The sequence below is a fragment of the Microbacterium hominis NBRC 15708 genome (assembly GCF_001592125.1).
Classification (GTDB): Bacteria; Actinomycetota; Actinomycetes; order Actinomycetales; family Microbacteriaceae; genus Microbacterium; species Microbacterium hominis.
This window is the reverse complement of the sequence record NZ_BCWI01000018.1, coordinates 19401-40200: the sequence shown is the minus strand read 5'-3', so window position 1 is coordinate 40200 and position 20800 is coordinate 19401. Positions and strand designations below refer to the sequence as shown.

The 20800-nt window shown below is 70.7% G+C and carries 20 protein-coding genes; 14 read left to right on the top strand and 6 right to left on the bottom strand.

Going from position 1 to position 20800, the window contains the following annotated elements; genetic code table 11:
- Positions 1-145: 145 nt before the first annotated feature.
- The 7 genes from MHO01S_RS13160 to add all read left to right on the top strand — a co-directional run bounded on the left by MHO01S_RS13160 (position 146) and on the right by add (position 6509).
- On the top strand, positions 146-1225 hold the full coding sequence (locus MHO01S_RS13160; RefSeq protein WP_061782434.1) for an XdhC family protein: 1080 nt from the start codon (positions 146-148) through the stop codon (positions 1223-1225).
- The gene (locus tag MHO01S_RS13155) at positions 1222-1785 is read left to right on the top strand and encodes a nucleotidyltransferase family protein (RefSeq protein ID WP_061782421.1); all 564 of its coding nucleotides are present in this window, start codon (positions 1222-1224) and stop codon (positions 1783-1785) included. Before MHO01S_RS13160 ends, MHO01S_RS13155 begins: the two co-directional genes overlap by 4 nt.
- Before the next feature lie 125 nt (positions 1786-1910).
- Positions 1911-2984 carry an ABC transporter substrate-binding protein gene (locus MHO01S_RS13150; RefSeq protein WP_061782420.1) on the top strand — a complete coding sequence of 358 codons (1074 nt, stop codon included), beginning with the start codon at positions 1911-1913 and terminating at the stop codon, positions 2982-2984.
- Positions 2985-3042: 58 nt separating this feature from the next.
- On the top strand, positions 3043-3831 hold the full coding sequence (locus tag MHO01S_RS13145) for an ABC transporter ATP-binding protein (RefSeq protein WP_060960779.1): 789 nt from the start codon (positions 3043-3045) through the stop codon (positions 3829-3831).
- Entirely contained in the window at positions 3821-4657 is an 837-nt protein-coding gene (locus MHO01S_RS13140; RefSeq protein ID WP_231735184.1) for an ABC transporter permease, read from the top strand. The genes MHO01S_RS13145 and MHO01S_RS13140 overlap by 11 nt, the downstream gene beginning before the upstream one ends.
- Positions 4654-5454 carry an ABC transporter permease gene (locus MHO01S_RS13135; RefSeq protein ID WP_060960770.1) on the top strand — a complete coding sequence of 267 codons (801 nt, stop codon included), beginning with the start codon at positions 4654-4656 and terminating at the stop codon, positions 5452-5454. The genes MHO01S_RS13140 and MHO01S_RS13135 overlap by 4 nt, the downstream gene beginning before the upstream one ends.
- A 23-nt stretch (positions 5455-5477) precedes the next feature.
- Entirely contained in the window at positions 5478-6509 is a 1032-nt protein-coding gene (add, locus tag MHO01S_RS13130; RefSeq protein WP_060960769.1) for an adenosine deaminase, read from the top strand.
- An 11-nt stretch (positions 6510-6520) separates the two neighbouring features.
- Here add and MHO01S_RS13125 read toward each other — a convergent pair whose 3' ends face one another.
- From MHO01S_RS13125 to purS, 3 genes are all read right to left on the bottom strand, one after another.
- Complete coding sequence (locus tag MHO01S_RS13125; protein ID WP_060960768.1) at positions 6521-7117, bottom strand: nucleoside deaminase; 597 nt, start codon at positions 7115-7117, stop codon at positions 6521-6523.
- A gap of 82 nt (positions 7118-7199) precedes the next feature.
- Positions 7200-7907: a phosphoribosylformylglycinamidine synthase subunit PurQ gene (purQ, locus tag MHO01S_RS13120; RefSeq protein ID WP_061782419.1), complete on the bottom strand. Its 708-nt coding sequence runs from the start codon at positions 7905-7907 to the stop codon at positions 7200-7202.
- Complete coding sequence (gene purS, locus MHO01S_RS13115) at positions 7904-8149, bottom strand: phosphoribosylformylglycinamidine synthase subunit PurS (RefSeq protein ID WP_060960766.1); 246 nt, start codon at positions 8147-8149, stop codon at positions 7904-7906. The genes purQ and purS overlap by 4 nt, the downstream gene beginning before the upstream one ends.
- A 342-nt stretch (positions 8150-8491) precedes the next feature.
- Here purS and MHO01S_RS13110 point away from each other — a divergent pair, with 342 nt between their 5' ends.
- From MHO01S_RS13110 to MHO01S_RS13090, 5 genes are all read left to right on the top strand, one after another.
- The gene (locus tag MHO01S_RS13110) at positions 8492-9766 is read left to right on the top strand and encodes an ABC transporter substrate-binding protein (RefSeq protein ID WP_060960765.1); all 1275 of its coding nucleotides are present in this window, start codon (positions 8492-8494) and stop codon (positions 9764-9766) included.
- A 126-nt stretch (positions 9767-9892) separates the two neighbouring features.
- Complete coding sequence (locus tag MHO01S_RS13105) at positions 9893-10957, top strand: carbohydrate ABC transporter permease (RefSeq protein ID WP_061782418.1); 1065 nt, start codon at positions 9893-9895, stop codon at positions 10955-10957.
- Positions 10954-11871 (top strand): carbohydrate ABC transporter permease, encoded by a 918-nt coding sequence (locus MHO01S_RS13100; RefSeq protein WP_060960764.1) that lies wholly within the window; start codon positions 10954-10956, stop codon positions 11869-11871. The genes MHO01S_RS13105 and MHO01S_RS13100 overlap by 4 nt, the downstream gene beginning before the upstream one ends.
- 29 nt (positions 11872-11900) lie before the next feature.
- On the top strand, positions 11901-13412 hold the full coding sequence (locus MHO01S_RS13095) for a GH1 family beta-glucosidase (protein ID WP_061782417.1): 1512 nt from the start codon (positions 11901-11903) through the stop codon (positions 13410-13412).
- Between the two features lie 2 nt (positions 13413-13414).
- Entirely contained in the window at positions 13415-14428 is a 1014-nt protein-coding gene (locus MHO01S_RS13090) for a LacI family DNA-binding transcriptional regulator (protein ID WP_060960762.1), read from the top strand.
- 22 nt (positions 14429-14450) lie between these two features.
- On the opposite strand, the gene MHO01S_RS13085 is transcribed toward MHO01S_RS13090, so the two are convergent.
- From MHO01S_RS13085 to MHO01S_RS13075, 3 genes are all read right to left on the bottom strand, one after another.
- The gene (locus MHO01S_RS13085) at positions 14451-15806 is read right to left on the bottom strand and encodes a uracil-xanthine permease family protein (protein ID WP_060960761.1); all 1356 of its coding nucleotides are present in this window, start codon (positions 15804-15806) and stop codon (positions 14451-14453) included.
- 128 nt (positions 15807-15934) lie between these two features.
- On the bottom strand, positions 15935-16834 hold the full coding sequence (locus MHO01S_RS13080) for a hypothetical protein (protein ID WP_061782416.1): 900 nt from the start codon (positions 16832-16834) through the stop codon (positions 15935-15937).
- Between the two features lie 42 nt (positions 16835-16876).
- A complete protein-coding gene (locus tag MHO01S_RS13075) occupies positions 16877-17191 on the bottom strand; it encodes a hypothetical protein (protein WP_060960759.1) in 315 nt (104 codons plus the stop codon).
- A 378-nt stretch (positions 17192-17569) separates the two neighbouring features.
- Here MHO01S_RS13075 and MHO01S_RS16705 point away from each other — a divergent pair, with 378 nt between their 5' ends.
- Both MHO01S_RS16705 and MHO01S_RS13065 read left to right on the top strand, forming a co-directional pair.
- Positions 17570-18796 carry a peptidoglycan-binding domain-containing protein gene (locus tag MHO01S_RS16705; protein ID WP_060960758.1) on the top strand — a complete coding sequence of 409 codons (1227 nt, stop codon included), beginning with the start codon at positions 17570-17572 and terminating at the stop codon, positions 18794-18796.
- The gene (locus MHO01S_RS13065; RefSeq protein ID WP_060960757.1) at positions 18793-20763 is read left to right on the top strand and encodes an ABC transporter ATP-binding protein/permease; all 1971 of its coding nucleotides are present in this window, start codon (positions 18793-18795) and stop codon (positions 20761-20763) included. The genes MHO01S_RS16705 and MHO01S_RS13065 overlap by 4 nt, the downstream gene beginning before the upstream one ends.
- Positions 20764-20800 lie beyond the last annotated feature (37 nt).

Here is a 20800-nt window from a genome sequence, read left to right as displayed (position 1 = left end):
GTGCTGCTCCGTTACTCGTTCGATGGGTGCGCGGCGCGTTCGCCTGCGCGGGCCCGATGGTGATCGAGTGAAACAGAGCCCCGTTTCGCCCGTGTTTCACGCGCCCGCAACAGGCCCGCAACGAGCGGTGGTTAGCGTGGCGGCCATGCGCGAGATCCTGTCCCCGGCGGCCCGATGGGTGCGCGAGGGGCGAGCGTTCGCGATCGCCACGGTCGTCGGCACGTCGGGCAGCGCGCCGCGTCCGGTCGGCTCGAGCATGATCGTCTCGGCGGCCGGGGTGTTCGGCAACGTGTCCGGGGGCTGCGTCGAGGGCGCCGTCTACGAGCGCGCTCTGGAGGCGATCGCGACCGGTGACGCCTCGGTCGAGACCTTCGGCTACAGCGACGGCGAGGGCCTCGCGATCGGCCTGACCTGCGGCGGGGCGGTGGACGTCCTCGTGCGCCCGGTTCCGCCGACCGGTGCGGCGGCGGCGCAGCTGGCGCTGCTGGCCGAACGGGATGCCCGCGGCATCCCGACCCGGTTCCGTCTCGTCACGTCGGGGCCGCTCACCGGCGCGGGATTCGTCATCGAGGCCGGGGACGAGGACGGCGATGCCGGTACGGATGCCGACGCGGTCGTCGTCGAGGTCGGCGCGCGGCCACGGCTCATCGTGGTCGGCGCCGTCGAGTTCGCCGTCGCGCTCGCCCGGCTGGGCGCCGCCCTCGGCCACCGCGTCGTGGTCGTCGACCCGCGGGAGGTCTTCGCGAGCGTCGACCGCTTCCCGGGAGCCGATGTCGTGGTCGACTGGCCCGACCGCTACCTCGCGACGCAGAGTCTCGAAGGCCCGACCGCGATCTGCGTGCTCAGCCACGACGCGCGCCTCGACGTTCCCGCGCTGCGCGTCGCGCTCGCCTCCGGTGCCGACTACGTCGGCGCGATGGGCAGCCGGCGCACGCACGACGACCGGATGCGGCGGCTGCGCGAGGCCGGTGTCGGCGACCGCGAGCTCGCGCGCCTGCGCTCTCCGATCGGCCTCGACCTCGGCGCCGTCTCGGCCGACGAGACGGCGCTGTCGATCCTGGCCGAGATCGTCGCCGACCGTCACGGCGGATCGGGAGCTGCGCTGTCGACCCTCGCCGGTGCGATCCACGGCGGCACCGCCCCGGCGCCGCCGACGCGCGAGCAGCCCGGAGCGCCGCGCGCGGTGATCTGCGCGGTGCCGCGGGCTCCGATGGCGCGTCTGTGACCGTCTGCGCCATCGTGCTCGCGGCGGGTGCGGGCACCCGCTTCGGCGGGCCGAAGGCGCTCGCGCGCGACGCCGCGGGCGAGCCGTGGCTGGCCCGCGCGGTGCGGACGCTCCGGGCCGCCGGGTGCGACCCGGTGCTCGTCGTGCTGGGCGCCGCGGCCGACGACGCCGCCGTCCACGTGCCCCGCGAGGCCGTCGTCGTCCGCGCCCCGCGGTGGCGCGAGGGGCTGTCGGCCTCCGTCCGGGCCGGTCTCGACGCGGCCGCCGGGACCGCCGCCGCGGCCGCGCTGCTGGTGCCGGTCGACGTCCCGGAGCTCCCGGCATCCGCCTGCCGTCGGGTGATGCGGGATGCCGAACCGAGCAGTCTCCGCCGGGCGCGCTACGCCGGCGCTCCCGGGCATCCCGTGCTCATCGGCCGTGACCACTGGGGCCCGCTGGGGGCGTCGCTGCGTGCCGACCGCGGCGCCGGCGGCTACCTGCGCGCGCACGGCGCGGAGGCGGTGGAGTGCGCCGACCTCTGGCACGGGCGCGATGTCGACCGTCGTCCGACGGAGGCGTAACCGCCCCGAAACAGACCCCCGATGTCCGCGAAACGTGCATCTCCTAGCGTCGCTTGCAGTCGCGCCGGTGGCGCACGAGGTCCTCGCCCCGAAGAGAACCGTCAAGAACACGGAGATCACAGCACATGAGCATCCTTTCCTCGCGACGCGCTCGCCGCGCCGCCGCCGCCCTTGCGGGCACCGCCCTCGCCGTCGCCGCCCTCGTCGGCTGCTCCTCCTCGTCGGCGTCGTCGTCCGACCCGTCCGCGTCGGCCGCGGCCGACTACGGCGACCTCACGGTGCAGCTGAGCTGGATCAAGAACGAGGAGTTCGCCGGCGAGTACATCGCCGACAGCAAGGGGTACTACAAGGAGGCCGGGTTCTCCTCGGTGAACCTCGTCCCCGGTCCGTCCACCGGTGTGGCGGAGCTCGCCAGCGGCACGGCCACGGTCGCCCTCAGCGACTCGGTGTCCGTCGGCGCCGCCGTCGCGAACGAGGGGGCGCCGGTCAAGATCATCGGCGCGACGTTCCAGAAGAACCCCTTCACGATCCTCTCGCTCAAGAGCGGCGGCAACATCTCGACCCCCGCCGACCTGAAGGGCAAGAAGATCGGCGTGCAGGACTCCAACGCGTCGCTGTTCAAGGCGCTGCTGAGCGCGAACGGCATCGACCCCTCCGAGCTGACGATCGTCCCCGTCCAGTACGACCCGGCACCGCTGGTCAACGGCGAGGTCGACGGCTTCGTCGCGTACCTCACGAACGAGGCGATCACGCTGGAGATGAAGGGCATCGCGACCACCAACCTCCCGTTCGCCGAGAACGGCCTCCCCTTCGTCGCGGAGACCGTCGCGGCGACGGACGACACCATCGCCAACAAGCGCGACATGCTCAAGGCGTTCCTCAAGGCCGAGATCCGCGGCTGGAAGGACGCGCTCGCCGACCCGCAGGAGGGTGCCGACCTGGCCATGTCGACGTACGGCGCCGACCTCGGGCTCGACCCCGCCAAGACGCTCGCCGGATCGAAGGCGCAGAACGAGCTCGTCGTCTCGGACGAGACCGTCGCCAACGGCCTGTTCACCATCTCCGACAAGCTCCAGAGCATGACGATCGAGAGCCTCGCCGGCGCCGGCATCACGCTCAAGGCATCCGACCTGTTCGACCTCAGCCTCCTCTCCGAGGTCTACGCCGAGGACCCGAGCCTCGTCGCGTACGCGGGCTGAGGCCGGGGACGACGGAGCTTTCGTGACCGACACGGCCACCCGGACCGGTGCCCAGGCGATGAGCCCGGGCACCGGTCTGCAGATCACCGCACTCAACAAGACCTTCACGGTCGGTCGCACGCAGGTGGTGGCGCTGCAGGATGCCGATCTGCACACCGATCAGGGATCGTTCCTGTCGCTGCTCGGGCCGTCCGGTTGCGGCAAGTCCACGATCCTGCGCATCCTCGCGGGGCTGGAGGAGCCCACGAGCGGAACGACGCGCGTCGACGGCAAGAGCCCGAAGGAGCTGCGCAAGGCGGGGGAGCTGGGCATCGCGTTCCAGGACTCGGCGCTGCTGCCCTGGCGCAGCGTGCAGTCCAACATCCAGCTCCCGTTCGAGGTGGCGGGCCGTCCCGTCGACCGCGACTACGTGCGCGAGATGATCGAGCTGGTCGGGCTCAAGGGCTTCGAGAAGGCGAAGCCGGCGCAGCTGTCGGGCGGCATGCGTCAGCGCGTGTCGATCGCGCGCTCGCTCATCATGAAACCGTCGGTGCTGCTGTTCGACGAGCCCTTCGGCGCCCTCGACGACATGACGCGGCAGAAGCTGAACCTCGAGCTCCTGCGCATCTGGACCGAGAAGCCGGCGACCACCCTCATGGTGACGCACGGCATCTCCGAGGCGATCTTCCTCTCCGATCAGGTGGCGGTGATGAGCCCGCGTCCGGGTCGCGTCAAGGAGGTCATGGAGATCGACCTGCCGCGTCCGCGGCTGCCCGAGATGATGCGCACGCCGGAGTTCCACGCCTACGTCGACCGGGCATCCGAGCTGCTGTTCGGCGCGGGAGGCGCCGCGGCCGATGACCACTGACCAGGCGATGACGCGCGGCCTCACCCGCCGCGCCGTCCGCCTCCCGGCCTGGCTCACGGGCGTGCTGGGCGGCGTCGGGATCATCCTGCTGTGGTGGGTGCTCGCCGCCACCGTGTTCGCGCGCGTCGGCCCGGGCGGGGTCCAGGCCATCCCCACCCCGCCACAGGTCGTCGCCGAGATCGTGGACAGCGGATGGTCGTACTTCGCCCGCAACTTCTCCGTCACGATCAGTGAGGCGGGAACCGGGTATCTGTGGGGCAACGGCCTCGCGCTGCTGCTCTCCGCCCTCGTGCTCGTGGTGCCGCGCCTGGAGGGGGTGGTGATGCAGCTCGCGATCATCACCTACTGCATCCCGATCGTCGCGATCGGCATGCTGCTCGTGGTCATCATCCCGGTGCCCAAGCCGGGCGAGCCGTCGGGGACGGCATCCTTCCTCGCCGCCCTCGCGGTCTTCTTCACGACCGTCGTCGGCGCGCTGCTCGGCCTCAAGGCCGCCGACCGGGCCAGCCTCGACGTGGTCGCCGTCTACGGCGGATCGCGGCTGACGCAGCTGCGGAAGATCCGGCTGATCGCGGCGCTGCCGTCCGTGCTCAACGCTTTGCAGATCGCCGTGCCGGCGGCCTTCCTCGGCGCCGTGCTCGGCGAGTTCTTCGGCAAGGTGGAGCTCGGTGTGGGGCCGGCGATGATCGCCGCGCAGCAGGCGCTCGACGCCCCGCGGGTCTGGGCGCTCGCCCTCGTCTCCGGCGCCGTCGCTCTGGTCGGCTACGCGCTGCTCGGCCTCGTGGCCCGCCTCGTGGCGCCCTGGGCGAAGGGAGCGCGCCGATGAGCGGCACGGGCGCATTGCGCGCGCTGGGGTCGAGCGTGCTCACCCTCGTGCTGACGGTCGTGACCGTGCTCGTGCTGTGGGCCGGTGCGCTGTGGGCGTTCCGGGTGAGCCCGTACGTCGGCAAGGGACCGCTCGACGTCTGGAACTACCTCTTCACCGTTCCCGCCGCGGAGGCCAACCGCGCCACCGTCTTCGGCCAGCTGTGGGTGTCGCTCGGCCACGCCGCGATCGGCTTCGTCGCCGGGCTGCTCGTGGCGATCCTGGTCGCCGCGCTGTTCCAGCTGAGCGCGGGCGTCGAGCACGCCCTGATGCCGCTCGCGATGCTGCTGCGATCGGTGCCGCTGATCGCGATGGCCCCCGTCATCATCCTGATCTTCGCCCGCGACTTCGCGACGATCGCGGTGCTCGGCGGCATCGTCGTGCTCTTTCCCGCCCTCGTCACGATCGCCTTCGGCCTGAAGTCCGCGCCGGCGCACATGAACGACCTCGTCGAGGTCTACGGCGGATCGTCGTGGACGACGCTGCGCAAGGTCGCGCTGCCCAGTGCGCTGCCCTCGCTGCTCGCGGCGGTGCGCATCTCGGTGCCCGGCGCCATCACCGGGGCGCTGCTGGCCGAGTGGCTCGCCGTCGGCGGCGGCATCGGCGGCGCGTTCGGCGGCTACATCGCCGCCGCGCAGTTCTCTGCCCTGTGGTCGTCGGTCGCGGTGATCACCGTCGCGGCGCTGCTGCTGTACAACCTCGTCCATATCCTGGAGGCGGTCCTCCTCGCCCGCATGGGCATGTCCGACCGCGCCTGATCCCCCGCCCCGAAAGGTCCACGATGTCCGACCTCGCCGAGTTCGCCTTCGGCCTGCCCAAAGCAGAGCTCCACCTCCACCTCGAAGGCACGCTCGAGCCCGAGCTGAAGTTCGCGCTCGCCGAACGCAACGGCATCCGCCTCGCCGAGACGAGCGTCGCCGAGGTGCGCGCCACCTACGACTTCACCGACCTGACGAGCTTCCTCGCCGTCTACTACCCGGCGATGGAGGTGCTGCAGACGGCGGACGACTTCCACGACCTGGCCTGGGCGTACCTGCTGCGCGCGAAGGAGCAGGGCGTCGTCCACGCCGAGATGTTCTTCGACCCGCAGGCGCACACCAGCCGCGGCGTGCCCTTCTCCGCCGTCATCGGCGGCTACCGCCGCGCCGCCGTGCGGGCTCAGGACGAGCTGGGCATCTCCGCCGAGCTGATCCTCTGCTTCCTGCGCGACTTCTCCGCCGAGTTCGCCATGGCGACCCTCATGGAGGCGCTCCCCTACAAGCAGTGGATCGTGGGCGTCGGGCTCGACTCCGACGAGCGCGACAACCCGCCGTCGAAGTTCGCCGCCGTCTTCGCGCGGGCGAAGGCCGAGGGCTTCTTCCTGACGATGCACTGCGACATCGACCAGGTCGGCTCGATCGACAACATCCGCGAGGTGCTCCGCGACATCCGCGTCGACCGCATCGACCACGGCACCAACATCGTCGAGGACCCGGAGCTCATCGCGCTCGCGAAGGAGCGCGGCCTCGGCTTCACGTGCTGTCCCGTGTCGAACTCGTTCGTGACCGCCCAGATGAAGGCCGACGAGATCGTGACGCTGCTGCGGGAGGGCGTGCGCGTGACGATCAACTCCGACGACCCGGCCTACTTCGGCGCGTACGTCGCGGAGAACTACGTCGCGCTCGCGCAGCAGGCCGGGCTCACCGAGGCCGACCTCGCCCAGCTGGCGATCAACTCCTTCGAGGCGTCCTGGCTGACCCCGGCGCGCCGCGCCGCGTTCGTCGCCGCGGTCCAGGAGTACGCGGCCGAACGTGGTGTGAGCCTGCCGCGCTGACGGCGCGCGGGTCAGACCTCGACGGCGCCGCGGGCGTTGTAGACCACCGCGTCGCTCGCGCCGTAGGCCCGGTAGACGGCGACGGCGTCGTCGTAGCCGACGCCGGTGCGCACCCGGATGCCGCGCCGCTCGAACTGCGCGGCCCAGTCGTCGACCATCGGGCCCTCGTCGAAGCCGGTGAGCTCCTCCAGGAGGTCGCCCTCGCCCGCGACGACGAGAGAGCGCACACCGCTCCACATCGTGGCCCCGTAGCACTGCACGCACGGGCGCCAGTTGACCACGAGCGTCAGGTGGGCGCCGCCCGCGCCGAGGTCCCACCGTCCGAGGGCGCGCTGGGCGAGCGCGAGCGCCATGACCTCGGCGTGGGCCGAGGTGACGCCGGATTCGAGCACGACGTTGACGCCGACGGACACCAGCGCGCCCGTCGACTCGTCGACCACGATCGCGGCGAAGGGGCCGCCGTTGCCCGCGCGCCAGTTGCGGTCGGCGAGCTCGTTCACCAGGCGCATCTGCTCCTCGGCCGAGGGCAGAGCCGTCGGCAGGGCGTCCAGGTCGGCGATGAGCCAGCCGGGCAGGGAGGCCGTGTAGGAGGTCGCGAGTGCCGTCATGCCGCGACGATATCGGCGCCATGTTTCGGCCAGGCTACGCCCCGGCGAGGGCCGCGACCGCAGGGGCGCCCGCGTCGCGGATTTACGCGGCGGCGCCCACCACGGCGGCGATCGCCGACGTGAAGAAGGCCAGACCGTCCACACCGGAGCGCATGGCCTCGGGGGTGTCGGGGCCGAAGCCGGGCTCCACCGCGTGCTCGGGGTGCGGCATGAGCCCCACCACGTTGCCGCGCGTGTTGGTGAGACCGGCGATGTCGTCGAGCGAGCCGTTGGGGTTCACGCCGAGGTAGCGGAAGGCGACGAGCCCCTCGCCCTCGATCCGCTCGAGCGTCTCGGTGGAGCAGATGTACCCGCCGTCGGCGTTCTTCAGCGGGATCGTGATCTCCTGGCCGGCCTCGAACTGCGAGGTCCAGGCGGTCGTCGCGTTCTCGACGCGCAGGCGCTGGTCGCGACGGATGAACTGCTGGTGGGCGTTGCGGATGAGCCCGCCGGGCAGCAGGTGCGCCTCGACGAGCATCTGGAAGCCGTTGCAGATGCCGAGGACGGGCATGCCCTGCGCCGCGGCATCCTTCACCTCGGACATGATCGGCGCGAGTGCGGCGATCGCGCCCGCGCGCAGGTAGTCGCCGTAGCTGAAGCCGCCCGGGAGCACGAGGGCGTCGACGCCCTCGAGGTCGTGCGAGCCGTGCCACAGGGCGACGGGCTCGGCGCCGGCGAGGCGGATCGCGCGGTGCGCGTCGCCGTCGTCGAGCGAGCCCGGGAAGGTGATGACCCCGATGCGGGCGGTCACTCGACGACCTCGATGCCCACGACGTCCTCGATCACCGCGTTCGACAGGATGTCGGCGGCGAGGGTGCGCACGGTCTCCAGGGTCTTCTCGTCGGCGACGTCGACGGTCAGCTCGAAGCGCTTGCCGATCCGGACGGACGAGAAGCCCTCGACGCCGAGGCGGTCCAGGGCGCCGGCCACGGCCTTGCCCTGCGGGTCCAGCAGCTCGGCCTTGGGCATGACGTCGACGACGATGGTGGGCATTCGGTCCTCCTGTGGGCCGCGCACGGCCGCGGCTTCCGGTCGCCCCGCGATCGCGGATGCCGGTGGGCCGGCGCGCCGCGGATCGAGGGAGGGGTCGGCACCAGTCTACGGGCGCGCGCGGCCTTCGCGGAGCCGACCGGGAGGGCGGCCGCGGCCGGATTGTCACGGCTGCCGTTACACAACCGTGATGCACTCATGGGAGCGCTCCCTTGTGTTCCTGGGAGCGATCCCATAACGTCGTCGCTGTCCGGTGAGAGCGCTCCCATTCCCACATCGATGCGATGGCGCGGGAGGGCGGGAACGCGAACACGCACCTGCAACACATCCACAAAGGAGTGACACGTGAACACACGCGCACTGCGGCGCATCGGCCTCGTGGCCGGCGCCCTGACCACCTCCGCCCTCGTGCTCGCCGGCTGTGCCGGCGGCAGCGGCACGGCGGCGACGGCCGATCCCAACGAGAAGGTCACGCTGACCGTGGCGACCTTCAACGACTTCGGATACTCGGACGCCCTGTTCGCCGAGTACACGAAGGAGCACCCGAACGTCACGATCGTCCACAACAAGGCAGCGACGAGCAACGACGCACGCGCCAACTACTTCCAGAAGCTCGGCAAGACGGGCCTGGCCGACATCGAGGCGATCGAGGTCGACTGGCTGCCCGAGGTCATGAAGTACTCCGACCTGCTCGCGCCGGTCCCCACCGACCTGAAGAGCCGCTGGCTCGACTGGAAGGTCAAGGCGGCCACCGACGCGCAGGGCAACCTCATCGGCTACGGCACCGACATCGGGCCGGAGGGCGTCTGCTACCGCTCCGACCTGTTCGCCGCCGCCGGCCTGCCGACCGACCGCGAGGAGGTCGCGAAGCTGCTGACCGGCGACTGGAAGACCTACTTCGACACCGGCGCGAAGTACACCGCCGCGACCGGCAAGGCGTTCTTCGACTCCGCCGGTGGCACGTACCAGGGCATGGTCAACCAGATCGAGGCCGCGTACGAGAACCCCTCGGACGGCAAGATCGACATCGACCCGAAGGTCGAGACCATCTACAACCAGGTGCTCGACGCCTCCGCGACGCAGTCCGCGCACCTCAGCCAGTGGTCCGACGACTGGATGGCGGGCCTGTCCAACGGCTCGTTCGCCACGATGCTCTGCCCGGGCTGGATGCTCGGCGTCATCTCCGGCAACGCCAAGGACGTCAAGGGCTGGGACATCGCCAACGTCTTCCCCGGCGGCGGCGGCAACTGGGGCGGCTCGTACCTGACCGTTCCCGCGAACGGCAAGAACGTCGCGGCCGCGCAGCAGCTCGCCGACTGGCTCACCAGCCCCGACACGCAGCTCAAGGCGTTCGAGGCGGCCGGCACGTTCCCGAGCCAGGTCGACGCGATGAAGTCCGACACCCTGCTGAGCTCGAAGAACGAGTTCTTCAACAACGCTCCGGTCGGCCAGATCCTCACCGACCGTGCCAACGCGGTGACGGTCTCGCCCTTCAAGGGACAGTTCTACTTCCAGATCAACGACGCGATGCAGAAGGCTCTGACCCGCGTCGAAGAGGGAACGCAGGACAAGGCGGCCTCGTGGGCCCAGTGGCAGACGGAAGTCGCCGCCATCAAGTAATCCCCTTCACCGGTCGTTGAGCGAGGATGCCGTCGGCATCCGAGTCGGAACGCCCGCCCGCTCGGGCGTTCCGACTCGCCCCGCTCGCTCAACGACCGGTGCCCATCGACTCCCGAAGGACATGCCGTGACCACCACCACCTCCCGCGCCCCGAAGCGCATCGGCTTCGGCAGCCGGCTGAGCTCGTGGGATCTCAAGCTCTCGCCCTACCTCTACATCTCCCCGTTCTTCATCCTGTTCCTCGTCGTCGGGCTCTTCCCGATCGGGTACACCGCGGTGATCTCCTTCATGGACTGGGACCTCGTGCGCAACTCGGGAACCTTCGTCGGGTTCGACCAGTACGCCACGGTGATCTCCGACCCGAAGTTCTGGGCGGCGCTGCGCAACACCTTCAGCATCTTCCTGCTCTCGTCCGTGCCGCAGCTCATCGCCGCCGTGGTCATCGCGGCGCTGCTGGACCAGAACATCCGCGCCAAGACCTTCTGGCGGATGGGCGTGCTCGTCCCGTACGTGATGGCGCCCGTCGCCGTCGCCCTGGTCTTCTCCAACATGTTCGGCGACCAGTACGGCATCATCAACACCTGGCTCAGCAGCATCGGCCTGCCCCCGGTCATGTGGCACTCCGACACCTTCGCGAGCCACATCGCCATCGCCACGATGGTGAACTTCCGGTGGACCGGGTACAACACCCTCATCCTCCTCGCGGCGATGCAGGCCATCCCGCGCGACTACTACGAGGCCGCGACCGTCGACGGCGCCGGCAAGGTGCGTCAGTTCTTCGCGATCACCCTGCCCAGCCTCCGGCCCACGCTGATCTTCGTCATCATCACGTCCACCATCGGCGGCCTGCAGATCTTCGACGAGCCGCGCATGTACGACCAGACGGGCACCGGCGGCGCGAACAACCAGTGGTTGACGATCTCGCTCTGGCTGTACGACATCGGGTGGGGGCAGTGGAACCTCGGCCGCGCGGCGGCGCTGGCGTGGATCCTCTTCCTCATCATCCTGGTGATCGGCATCATCAACCTCTTCATCACCCGCAACCTCGTGCGTGACGAGGGCAGTCGCAACAGCCTCACCCGCGCCCAGATGCGCGCCGCGGCGCGGGCCGCCCGCGCGGCGGTGGCGGCCGACCGCGCCGCGGCATCCGAACCCCGTCGCACGAACGAATCAGCGGAGGTGACGCGATGAGCGTCCTCAACGAACAGGCCGTCCCCGTCGTCGACGACGCGCTGCCCGCCCCCAAGAAGGGTGCGAGGACGCGCCGTCCTCGCCACGTCAAGGGCACCCGCCCGGGCTGGATCGTCTACGCCTGCCTCGCCGCCGTGCTCGTCGGCAGCCTCTTCCCGTTCTACTGGTCGCTGCTGATCGGCTCGGGCGACTCGTACACGATCCGCGACCCCAACATGTCGTGGATCCCGGGCGGGAACTTCCTCGCCAACGCGGCGAAGGTCGTCAACGACCCGGCCGTGAACTTCTGGGTCGCCCTGTGGAACTCGATCATCAGCTCCGGCCTGATCGCGATCTCGGTCGTGTTCTTCTCCACCCTGGCCGGGTGGGCGTTCGCGAAGCTGAAGTTCAAGGGCTCCAGCTGGCTGCTGGTGTTCGTCATCGCGACGATGGCCGTTCCCACGCAGCTCGGCGTCGTGCCGCTGTACATCCTCTTCAGCGACCTCGGCTGGACCGGCCAGCTCGGCGCGATCATCGTGCCCGCGCTCGTGAGCGCCTTCGGCGTGTTCTGGATGACGCAGTATCTCCGCCAGGCCGTGCCCGACGAGCTCATCGAGGCGGCTCGGGTCGACGGGGCGAGCTCGTTCCGCACGTTCCTGACCGTGGGCCTTCCCGCCGCGCGTCCCGCGGCCGCGATGCTGGCCCTGTTCACCTTCGTGTCGGCGTGGAACAACTTCTTCTGGCCGTTCATCGTGCTCGATCGGCAGAACCCCACGCTTCCGGTGGCTCTATCGTTGCTGCAGTCCAACTACTTCATCGACTACTCGATCGTGCTGGCGGGGGTGCTCCTGGCGACCATCCCTCTGCTGATCCTGTTCGTCTTCGCCGGCAAACAGTTGGTCAGCGGCATCATGCAAGGCGCGGTCAAGGGCTGAGGCCCGGACCGCTTCAGAAAGGTCGATTCATGACAGAGTTCTCGCGCCCGTTCCCGAAGGGCTTCCTCTTCGGCGCGGCCACCGCCGCCTACCAGATCGAGGGCGCGGCCTTCGAGGACGGCCGCACGGCCTCCATCTGGGACGCGTTCAGCCGGGTGCCCGGAGCGGTCATCGCCGCCGACAACGGCGACGTCGCGTGCGACCACTATCACCGCTTCCGCGACGACGTGGCCCTCATGAAGGACCTCGGGCTCGACACCTACCGCTTCTCGGTCTCGTGGTCGCGGGTGCGCCCCGACGGCGGACCGCTCAACCGCAAGGGGCTCGACTTCTACGAGCGTCTCGTGGACGAGCTGCGGGCGGCGGACATCCTGCCGTGGCTCACCCTGTACCACTGGGACATGCCGCAGGCCATCGAGGAGCAGGGAGGCTGGACCGTGCGCTCCACGAGCGAGCAGTTCGTCGAGTACGCCCTGAGCGTGCACGACGCCCTCGGCGACCGGGTGCAGAACTGGACGACCCTCAACGAGCCGTGGTGCTCGTCCTTCCTCAGCTACACCGCCGGCATCCACGCGCCGGGACGCTACAGCGTGACCGACGGCGTGCTCGCCGCGCACCACCTCCTGCTCGGCCACGGCGCCGTCGTCCGCGAGCTGCGCGAGCGCGACGCCGACCTGAGCCTGGGCATCACGCTCAACCTCACGGTGGCCGACGCGGTCGACCCGGCGGATGCCGCGGACGCGGACGCCGCCCGGCGCATCGACGGCCAGTTCAACCGCTGGTTCCTCGACCCGATCTTCCGGGGGGAGTACCCGGCCGACGTAGTCGAGGACATCCGCGCCGTCGCTCCGGAGGCGATCGAGGCCCTCGTGCAGGCGAACCGGCCGGGCGACCTCGCCACGATCTCCCAGCCGCTGGACGCGCTGGGCGTGAACTACTACCACGGCGAGTTCGTCGGAGGATCCCCCGACCCCGAGCCGCCGCTTCCCGGCGACGCGCCCACCGACCGCCCGGCGGCATCCCCCTTCCCGTCGCACGGGGGGATCTACTGGCACGACCGCGGCCTGCCGCGCACCAACATGCACTGGGAGGTGCAGCCCGAGGGGCTCACCCGCCTCCTGCAGCGCGTGGGGGACGAGTACGCCGCGCCCGCGGGCACCGCCCTGTACGTCACCGAGAACGGCGCGTCGTACGACGACGAGCTCGTCGTGGAGGACGGCGTCGCGCGCGTGCACGACGTCGAGCGCACCCGCTTCCTGCTCGGTCATCTGGAGGCGATCCTCGACGCGGCGGATGCCGGCGTGGACGTGCGCGGCTACTTCTACTGGTCGCTCCTGGACAACTTCGAGTGGGCCTGGGGATACGCCAAGCGCTTCGGCATCGTGCACGTCGATTACGCCACCCAGGTGCGCACCGCGAAGGACAGCGCGCTGGAGTATCGTCGGGTCATCGACGCTCGCGCGATCGAGGACGCGGCGGTGCCGCTGCCCCGACCCGCCGTCCAGATCACCCCCACTCAGATCTCCAGCCTTCAGAGGTAGCCGTGACCATCGACACGCCGCGAGTCGCACCGACCATCGAAGAGGTCGCCGCCGCCGCGGGGGTGTCCCGGTCGACCGTCTCCCGCGTCGTCAACGGCTCCACGGCCGTGAGCCCGGCGGCGCTGGAGGCGGTCACGCGCGCCATCGCCGAGCTCAACTACGTGCCCAACCGGGCCGCGCGCTCGCTCGCCAGCCGCGCGACGATGGCGATCGCCCTCGTCGTCCCGGAGGACACCACGCGGTTCTTCGGCGACCCGTTCTTCGCCTCGATCGTCTCGGGCATCAACGCCCGGCTCAGCCGCTCGGAGTACGTGCTGAACCTGATCATCGCGAGCGACGACCCGGGCGACAAGACCTCGGCGTATGTGCGCAGCGGTGCCGTCGACGGCGCGATCGTCGTGTCGCACCACACCAGCGACACGTTCATCGACCGCATCGCGCACGTCGTGCCGGTCGTGTACGGCGGTCGCCCGGTGCGCGAGCGCGAGCGCGACTTCTACGTCGACGTCGACAACGTCGCGGGCGGCCGCGAGGCCACCGCGTACCTGATCGGACGCGGATTCCGCCGGATCGCCACGATCGCGGGGCCGGTCACCATGCCGGCCGGCATCGACCGTCTCGTGGGCTACCAGGAGGCGCTGTCGGACGCGGGGCTGGAGGCGGCCGCCGTCGAGGACGGCAACTTCACCGCCGACGGCGGGGCGGCCGCGATGCAGCGCATCCTGGACTCCGGCGTGCCGTTCGACGCCCTGTTCGTCGCGAGCGACCTCATGGCGCGCGGCGCCCTCGCCGCGCTGGGGCGGGCGGGCGTGCGCGTGCCCGAGGACATCGCGATCATCGGCTTCGACGACTCGCCCGTCGCGCGCACGGTCAACCCGCTGCTCACCACGATGCGCCAGCCCTCGCACGAGCAGGGCGAGAAGATGGCCGACGTCCTGCTGTCGATCCTCGCCGGCGGCACGCCGCCGCACGTCACCATCCTGCCCACCGAGCTCGTCGTCCGCGCCTCCGCCTGATCCGGCGGCGGATGCCGCGGGCTCAGCCCACGTTCTCGGGATCGCCGCCCAGCGGGCCGATGGGCACGATCGGGCCGCCGTCGTCGGCGCCGGTCTTGCGCGCCCGCGCGATGGCGTTGCCGAGGTGGTAGATCACGAGGGCGGCGACGGTGCCGAGCACGATGGCGCCGAAGCTCAGCGTGCCGAGGTTCATCGTGAACCCGGCGATCGCGATGACGAACGCGACGGCCACGGTGTATTGGTTGACCGGGCGGGAGAAGTCCACCTGGTTGTCGACCCAGATCTTGATCCCGATGACGCCGATCAGGCCGTAGAGGGCGGTCGTCACGCCGCCGAGCACGCCCGCCGGCATGGCGAAGATGACCGCGCCCACCTTGGGGGAGAACGCGAGCAGGATCGCGACGATGCCGGCGACCCAGTAGGCCGCGGTCGAGTACACGCGGGTCGCGGCCATGACGCCGATGTTCTCGCCGTAGGTCGTGGTGCCCGAGCCGCCGCCGAGACCGGCGATCGTGGTCGCGAGGCCGTCGGCGATGAGCGCACGCCCGGTGCGCTTGTTGATCGAGGGGTCGCCGGTCATCGTCGCGACACCGCGGACGTGGCCGACGTTCTCGGCGATGAGCACGAGGATCACCGGCAGGAACATCGGGAGCATCGCCCAGGCGTGCGCGTCGCCGAAGGCCGGCAGGTGGAACTGGGGGAGGCCGATCCAGGCGGCATCCGCCACCCCGGACCAGTCCACCCGGCCGAGGAGGGCGGCGACGACGTAGCCGACGACGACGCCGAGGAAGATCGAGATGCGCCCGAGGAACCCGCGGAAGAACACCGCGAACAGGATGCAGGCGGCCAGCGTGATCGCGCCGAGCAGTGCGTCCTGCTGGAAGTTGGTCCACGCCACCGGCGCCAGGTTCAACCCGATCAGGGCGACGATCGCGCCCGAGACCACGGGCGGCATGAGCCGCTCGATCCAGCCGGTGCCGGTCGCCTGCACGAGGAAGCCGATGCCGGCCAGCAGCACACCCGCGACGAACACGCCCAGCAGCGCCTGGCTGATCTGCTCACCGGTCTGCAGGGCCTTGCCGTCGCCGGGGCCGAGCGCGAGGATCGGCGCGATGAACGCGAACGAGCTGCCGAGGTAGCTCGGCAGACGGTTGCCCGTCAGCAGCAGGAACAGCAGGGTGCCGAGGCCGGAGAACAGCAGCGTCGTCGACACGGGGAAGCCCGTCAGCAGCGGCACGAGGAACGTGGCGCCGAACATCGCGACCACGTGCTGGGCGCCGATGGCGATCGTGGCCGGCCATCCGAGCCGCTCGTGCGGCTTGACGACGGCACCGGGCTCGACGGTGCGGCCGTCTCCGTGCGGGGTCCAGATGGGCATGCGCGTGCTCCTCGGTCGTCGAGATCCGGTGGTCGTCGGGGTGGCGGGATGCCGAGGTCAGGCTACCTGGGAGCCGGCTGTGAGCCGCGCACGCGCGCCGTGAAAGTCGGTCGGTGAGAAATCGTGCGTCAGCCCGCGGGCCGCGAAGCCCACGCGGCATCCGGATCGCGAAGCACCTCGTCCAGTCGCGCCTCGACCGCTGTCGCGTGCTCCTCGAGGGCGACGAACTGCGCCTCGCGCTGGTCGATGTACGCGGCTTGATAGCGCGCAGTGAGGTCGTACAGCTCTTGGATGGCCCCGGTCTGCTCGCTGCATTGGGCGGCGACCACGGCGACTCGCACCATCGTCTCGTCGGCCCGCTCTCCCGTGCCGTAGTCGGAGCTCGGCATGGATGTCTCGGGATCGACCACGACGCCCTCGTTCTCCATGCACGTGGTGCGCTTCTGGAGGGCGGCCTTACCCTCGGGGGAGTCCAGCGTCGCGCGCGCCGCCTGGCGGTAGACCTGATAGTCGACGTTGGTCGAGCTCTCGATGAACGTGAGCTCCGGCGCGAGCACTTCCTGCATCCCGTCCCAGCACGGGGTGAGCTGCGAGTTGTAGGCGACGCCGCGCGCCACGGTGTCGATGCGGAACCCTTCGAGCGTGTCCGGTGACGGCACCGCACCGAATCGACTCGCGAGCGCCGTGCTCCAGCGCCCGTAGAGACGATCCTCGTCGGGGGCGATGGCGGGCCAGGAGACGTCCGCGCTCACCCGCGGGTGCCCGTGCTCGGCCATGCACGCGTCCGTGACGGCCCAGATCGCGCGGCGACTCTTGTTGGCCACTTCGGGGGTGACGGCTCGCACGGCGTCCAACGGCATCTCCACGGTGCCGGTCTCATAGTTCAGACGCGCCGTGACGTGCGAATAGTCGGCGATCGAGACCTCTCCCCAGTCGTCCTCCGTCTGCGGGCTGGTGGGGGAGCAGCCGCTCAGTGCGGCCATCCCCACGATCGCGAGCAGGATCACGGATGCCGAGCGGGATGTCATCGATCGCCGACCAATCTCTTCGCGGTGTGGTGCCGTGCGGCGTCAGTAGACGCTGCTGGTGAGGTCGTTGAAGTGGTGGTCGACGAGGTTGGACTTGTTCGAGCTCCACGTCGGCGTGGAGGCGCCGCCGTAGTTCTCGTGCTCATACAGCTTCGCGGTCGTTCCGCTGATCTTGACGGCGCTCGCGCGGTCGTTCCAGCTCCCGAGTGCCACCTGCAGGCCGTTGCCGAGGTCGCGCGATCCCCCTCCGTACATGATGTCGTCGTAGATGACGATGGAGGCCTGCGCGGGCGAAGCGAATGCGACGACGCCGGCGACGGCGGCCGCGATGGCGAATCCGAGACGTGCTTTCTTCATGGTCGATCTCCCCTTTTTGTGTCGTGCCTGTCGGCGACGGGCGAGCGTGGCATCGGCTCGCTGGCGGCAAGCTAGCGCCAATGCGGGTGGCGGGGTTCCGGCGCGTCGACGGCCTCTCCCGCGCCCGCCGCGTGATCGCGCGGATCGGAGCGGGTCCGCGAGCGAAATCCGTCGCGAGATTTCACTCGGTCGGATGAAAAAGGCGCGCGGATTCGGCGGCCCCGGCCCACGGCACGATCCGCGAGCAACGCCGGAAGTCCGCGTCATCTCGGGTCGTCCGCGCCGTGGCGCGATGCTCGCGACCGCGCGGGGCACGCCGACGCCGCCGCGTGCGGTCGGTTACGGTCGAGCCGTCCGGCTCCCAGGAAAGCGACGACGATGGTACCCACCGATTCATCCGAGCCCACCGGTGACGACGCCTCCGAGACGAGAGGCTCCGCGACGGGAGCGATCGTCCGGCTCCGCCGCGTGCAGCACCCCGGACGGGTCATCGCCTTCGTGGCGGTGGTGATCGTCATGCTGGCCGCGTCGTTCGTCGCCGGAGCCATGCTGGTGGCGCCGGAGAGAGAGGCGGTCGACAACGCGACGACGCGCGTCGAGCCGACGTTGTTCGTCGAAGAGCGGGTCGTCGCCGCCGAGCTCCAACTGTCGGCCGGTGTCGTCGCCGGTGCCAGCTACGACATCGTCCGGGGCCCCGAGTACCTTCTGGGCGCCGAGCGGAGCGTCGTCAGCGCGATGCGCGTCCTGCCGGGCGATCTCATCGACTACGGGACCGTCGTCGCCGAGGTCTCCGGTCGGCCCGTCATCACCGTGCCGGCGGCCACTCCGCTCTACCGTGATCTGCAGGTCGGCGCCGAGGGGGCCGACGTGCGCGCCTTGCAGGTGATGCTGGCCGACCTCGACTACCGCGGCGTCACGGTCACCGGCGTCCTCGACGAGGGGACGATCGACGCGATGCGTCGCCTGTACACGGCGAGCGGCTACCAGCTGTCTCCGGATACGGAGGGGAAGACGATTCGCTGGCGGGAGTTCGCCCGGATTCCCGTCGATCACGGCACCCTCGTGCGGGCGGCCGAGGTGGGTACCGTTCTCGACGGTGAGACGCCGCTGATGACGGTGCAGACCGCGCCCCCGACGCTCGTCGCCCGGGCGACGCTGCTCGAAGCCGACCGGCTCACCGTCGGCCAGGAGGTGATGGTGTCTGCCGGCGGCGGCGCCCCCGTCTCGTCCACGGTGCTGGCCATCGGCGAGTTCAGCACGGATGCGGTCTCCGGGGCCGGGGGCAAGCAGATCTCCGTCGCGTTGCCGCCGTCGCTGGTCGCGGACGCCGGGCAACCGCTCACCGTGCGCTCGCGTGCGCCGGAGCCGACCGGTCTCGCGGTCCCGCTGGTGGCCGTCCAGACCGACGATGAGGGCACGTTCGTGCGGGAGTTCCGCAGCGCCGGCGAGCGTGCCGCCGAGGCCGAGGAGGGCCTTGAGGAGAGCGCGGCCGCCGCGGCGGAGGGCCGGATCGCGGTCGAGGTGACGGCACAAGCCGGCGGATGGGTCGCGGTGGCTCCGAACGATCGGCTTCGCGTCGGCATGCGGCTGGGGATGCCGGAATGAGCGGATCGGGCGCGCCGGGTCGCGCTCCCCTGCTGAGGCTGCGGGGAGTCGGACGCTCCTTCGGCGGTTCCGGCGGTTCCGGCGATACCGTGCAGGCGTTGCGCGACGTGAGCTTCGACGTCTACGAGGGCGAGTTCGTCGCCATCGTCGGCCCGTCCGGAGCCGGGAAGTCCACGTTGCTGAATGTGCTGGGCCTCCTGGACGAGCCCGATGCCGGCGAGTACGTGGTCGACGGTGTGGATGTGCGCTCGCTCAGCGAACGACAGCGCGACGCGCTGCGCTCGCGGGCGATCGGGTTCGTCTTCCAGGCGTCGCACATCATGGGAGATGCCACCGCCGCCGAGAATGCGGCGCTGGGTCTGCGGGTGCAGTCGGTGTCGTTGGCGCGACGACGTGTGGAGGTCGCGCTGGCGCTGGAGCGTCTCGGCCTGCTCTCGCGCGCCGGGGCACTCGGTCGCAACCTCTCAGGAGGTGAGCGTCAGCGGGTCGCCATCGCTCGTGCGATCGCGACGTCACCCCGTCTGATCCTCGCGGACGAGCCGACGGGCGCGCTCGATTCCGCGAACTCCCGGCGTCTGCTCGACTACCTCCGTTCGTTGAACGAGGCGGGGACGACCATCGTGATGATCACCCATGACGAGCGCGTCGCCGCGCAGGCGGGCCGACGATTCCGGCTGTCCGATGGGCGTCTCACGGACGCGGAGCCGGTCGCCGACGACCCGTTCCGCCTCCGCCCCGACGCGGGCCCGGACGGGCCGCCCCCCGAAGCGCGGGCCGGTAGGTTGCGCCGCGGAGTGCGCACGGTGGTGGACGAGACGCTCGAAGCCGTGTCTCACCACGCCAACGCGCCGGTGCGCGCGCTGCTCCTGCTCCTCGCGTTCCTCCTCGGCACGGCGGGGTTGGTCGCCTCCCTCGGCATCAGTCAGAGCGCCGCGGCCCAGGTCTCCCAGCGCATCACCACCGCCGGTCTCGATGAGATCACCGTGGAGCCGACGGGATCCACGCTGGAGGACATCGATCGAGACCTGAGCCGGATCCGTCTGCTCGACGGCGTGGAGGAAGCGGGGTTCTCCGCGGCGATCACCTCGGGGGACGCCACCGTCACGGCCCTGGCGCAGAGCCCTCGGCTGGGTCAGGACCGGTTCACCGGGAACGTCGTCATCGCGGATGCCGCTTACCTGGACGCTCAGGGCATCGAGGTGTCTCCCGCCCACGCCGCTGCGCTTCTCGACAACGACTGGGCGGGGCCGGTGGCGATCCTCGGAGCGGACGCCGCCGCACGGCTCGGCGTGGTCGGTTCCGGTTCGACGCAACGGATCTGGATCGACGACGTCGCCGTGGACATCGTGGGCGTCGTCAGCGCACCGGGGCGCGACAGCGGGGTGGCCGGCGGGGTCATCGCGTCGGCGGCTCTCTACGACACCGTGCACCACGGCGCACCGCAACTGCTCGTGCGCACTCGGGTCGGTTCGCCGGCACCGGTAGCGGAGGCCATCCCGCTCAGCCTCGACCCCGGCAACCCCGCCGCGGTGCGCGTGTCCACGGTCGCCGACCTGCGCCGGCTGCGCACGGGCGTGGGGGAGGATCTGGCGACGTTGATCGGTGTCAGCTCGGTGGTTCTGCTCGCGCTCGCGTCATTGAGCGCCGCCACGGCGATGTACCTCTCCGTGCGCAGCCGAGCGCCCGAGATCGCCCTACGCCGTGCCATCGGGTCGAGTCGATCGGCGATCTGGCGCATGTTCACGTTGGAGGGAGCGGTGATCGGCGCGGCCGGGGGCATCGCCGGAGGAGCCGTGGGGATCCTCACCCTTCTCGTGACGGCCGCGATACAGGGGTGGGTGCCGGTCCTCGACCCGACCTTGCCGGCAGTGGGGCTTCTGCTCGGCACGGTGACCGGCGTGGTCTCCGCCACGTATCCCGCGCTCGCGGCGGCTCGCGCGAACCCGGCGGAGGCGATCCGGGGCTGAGCATCCCGCCCGCTCACGCACCGACCGGTGCCGCGCG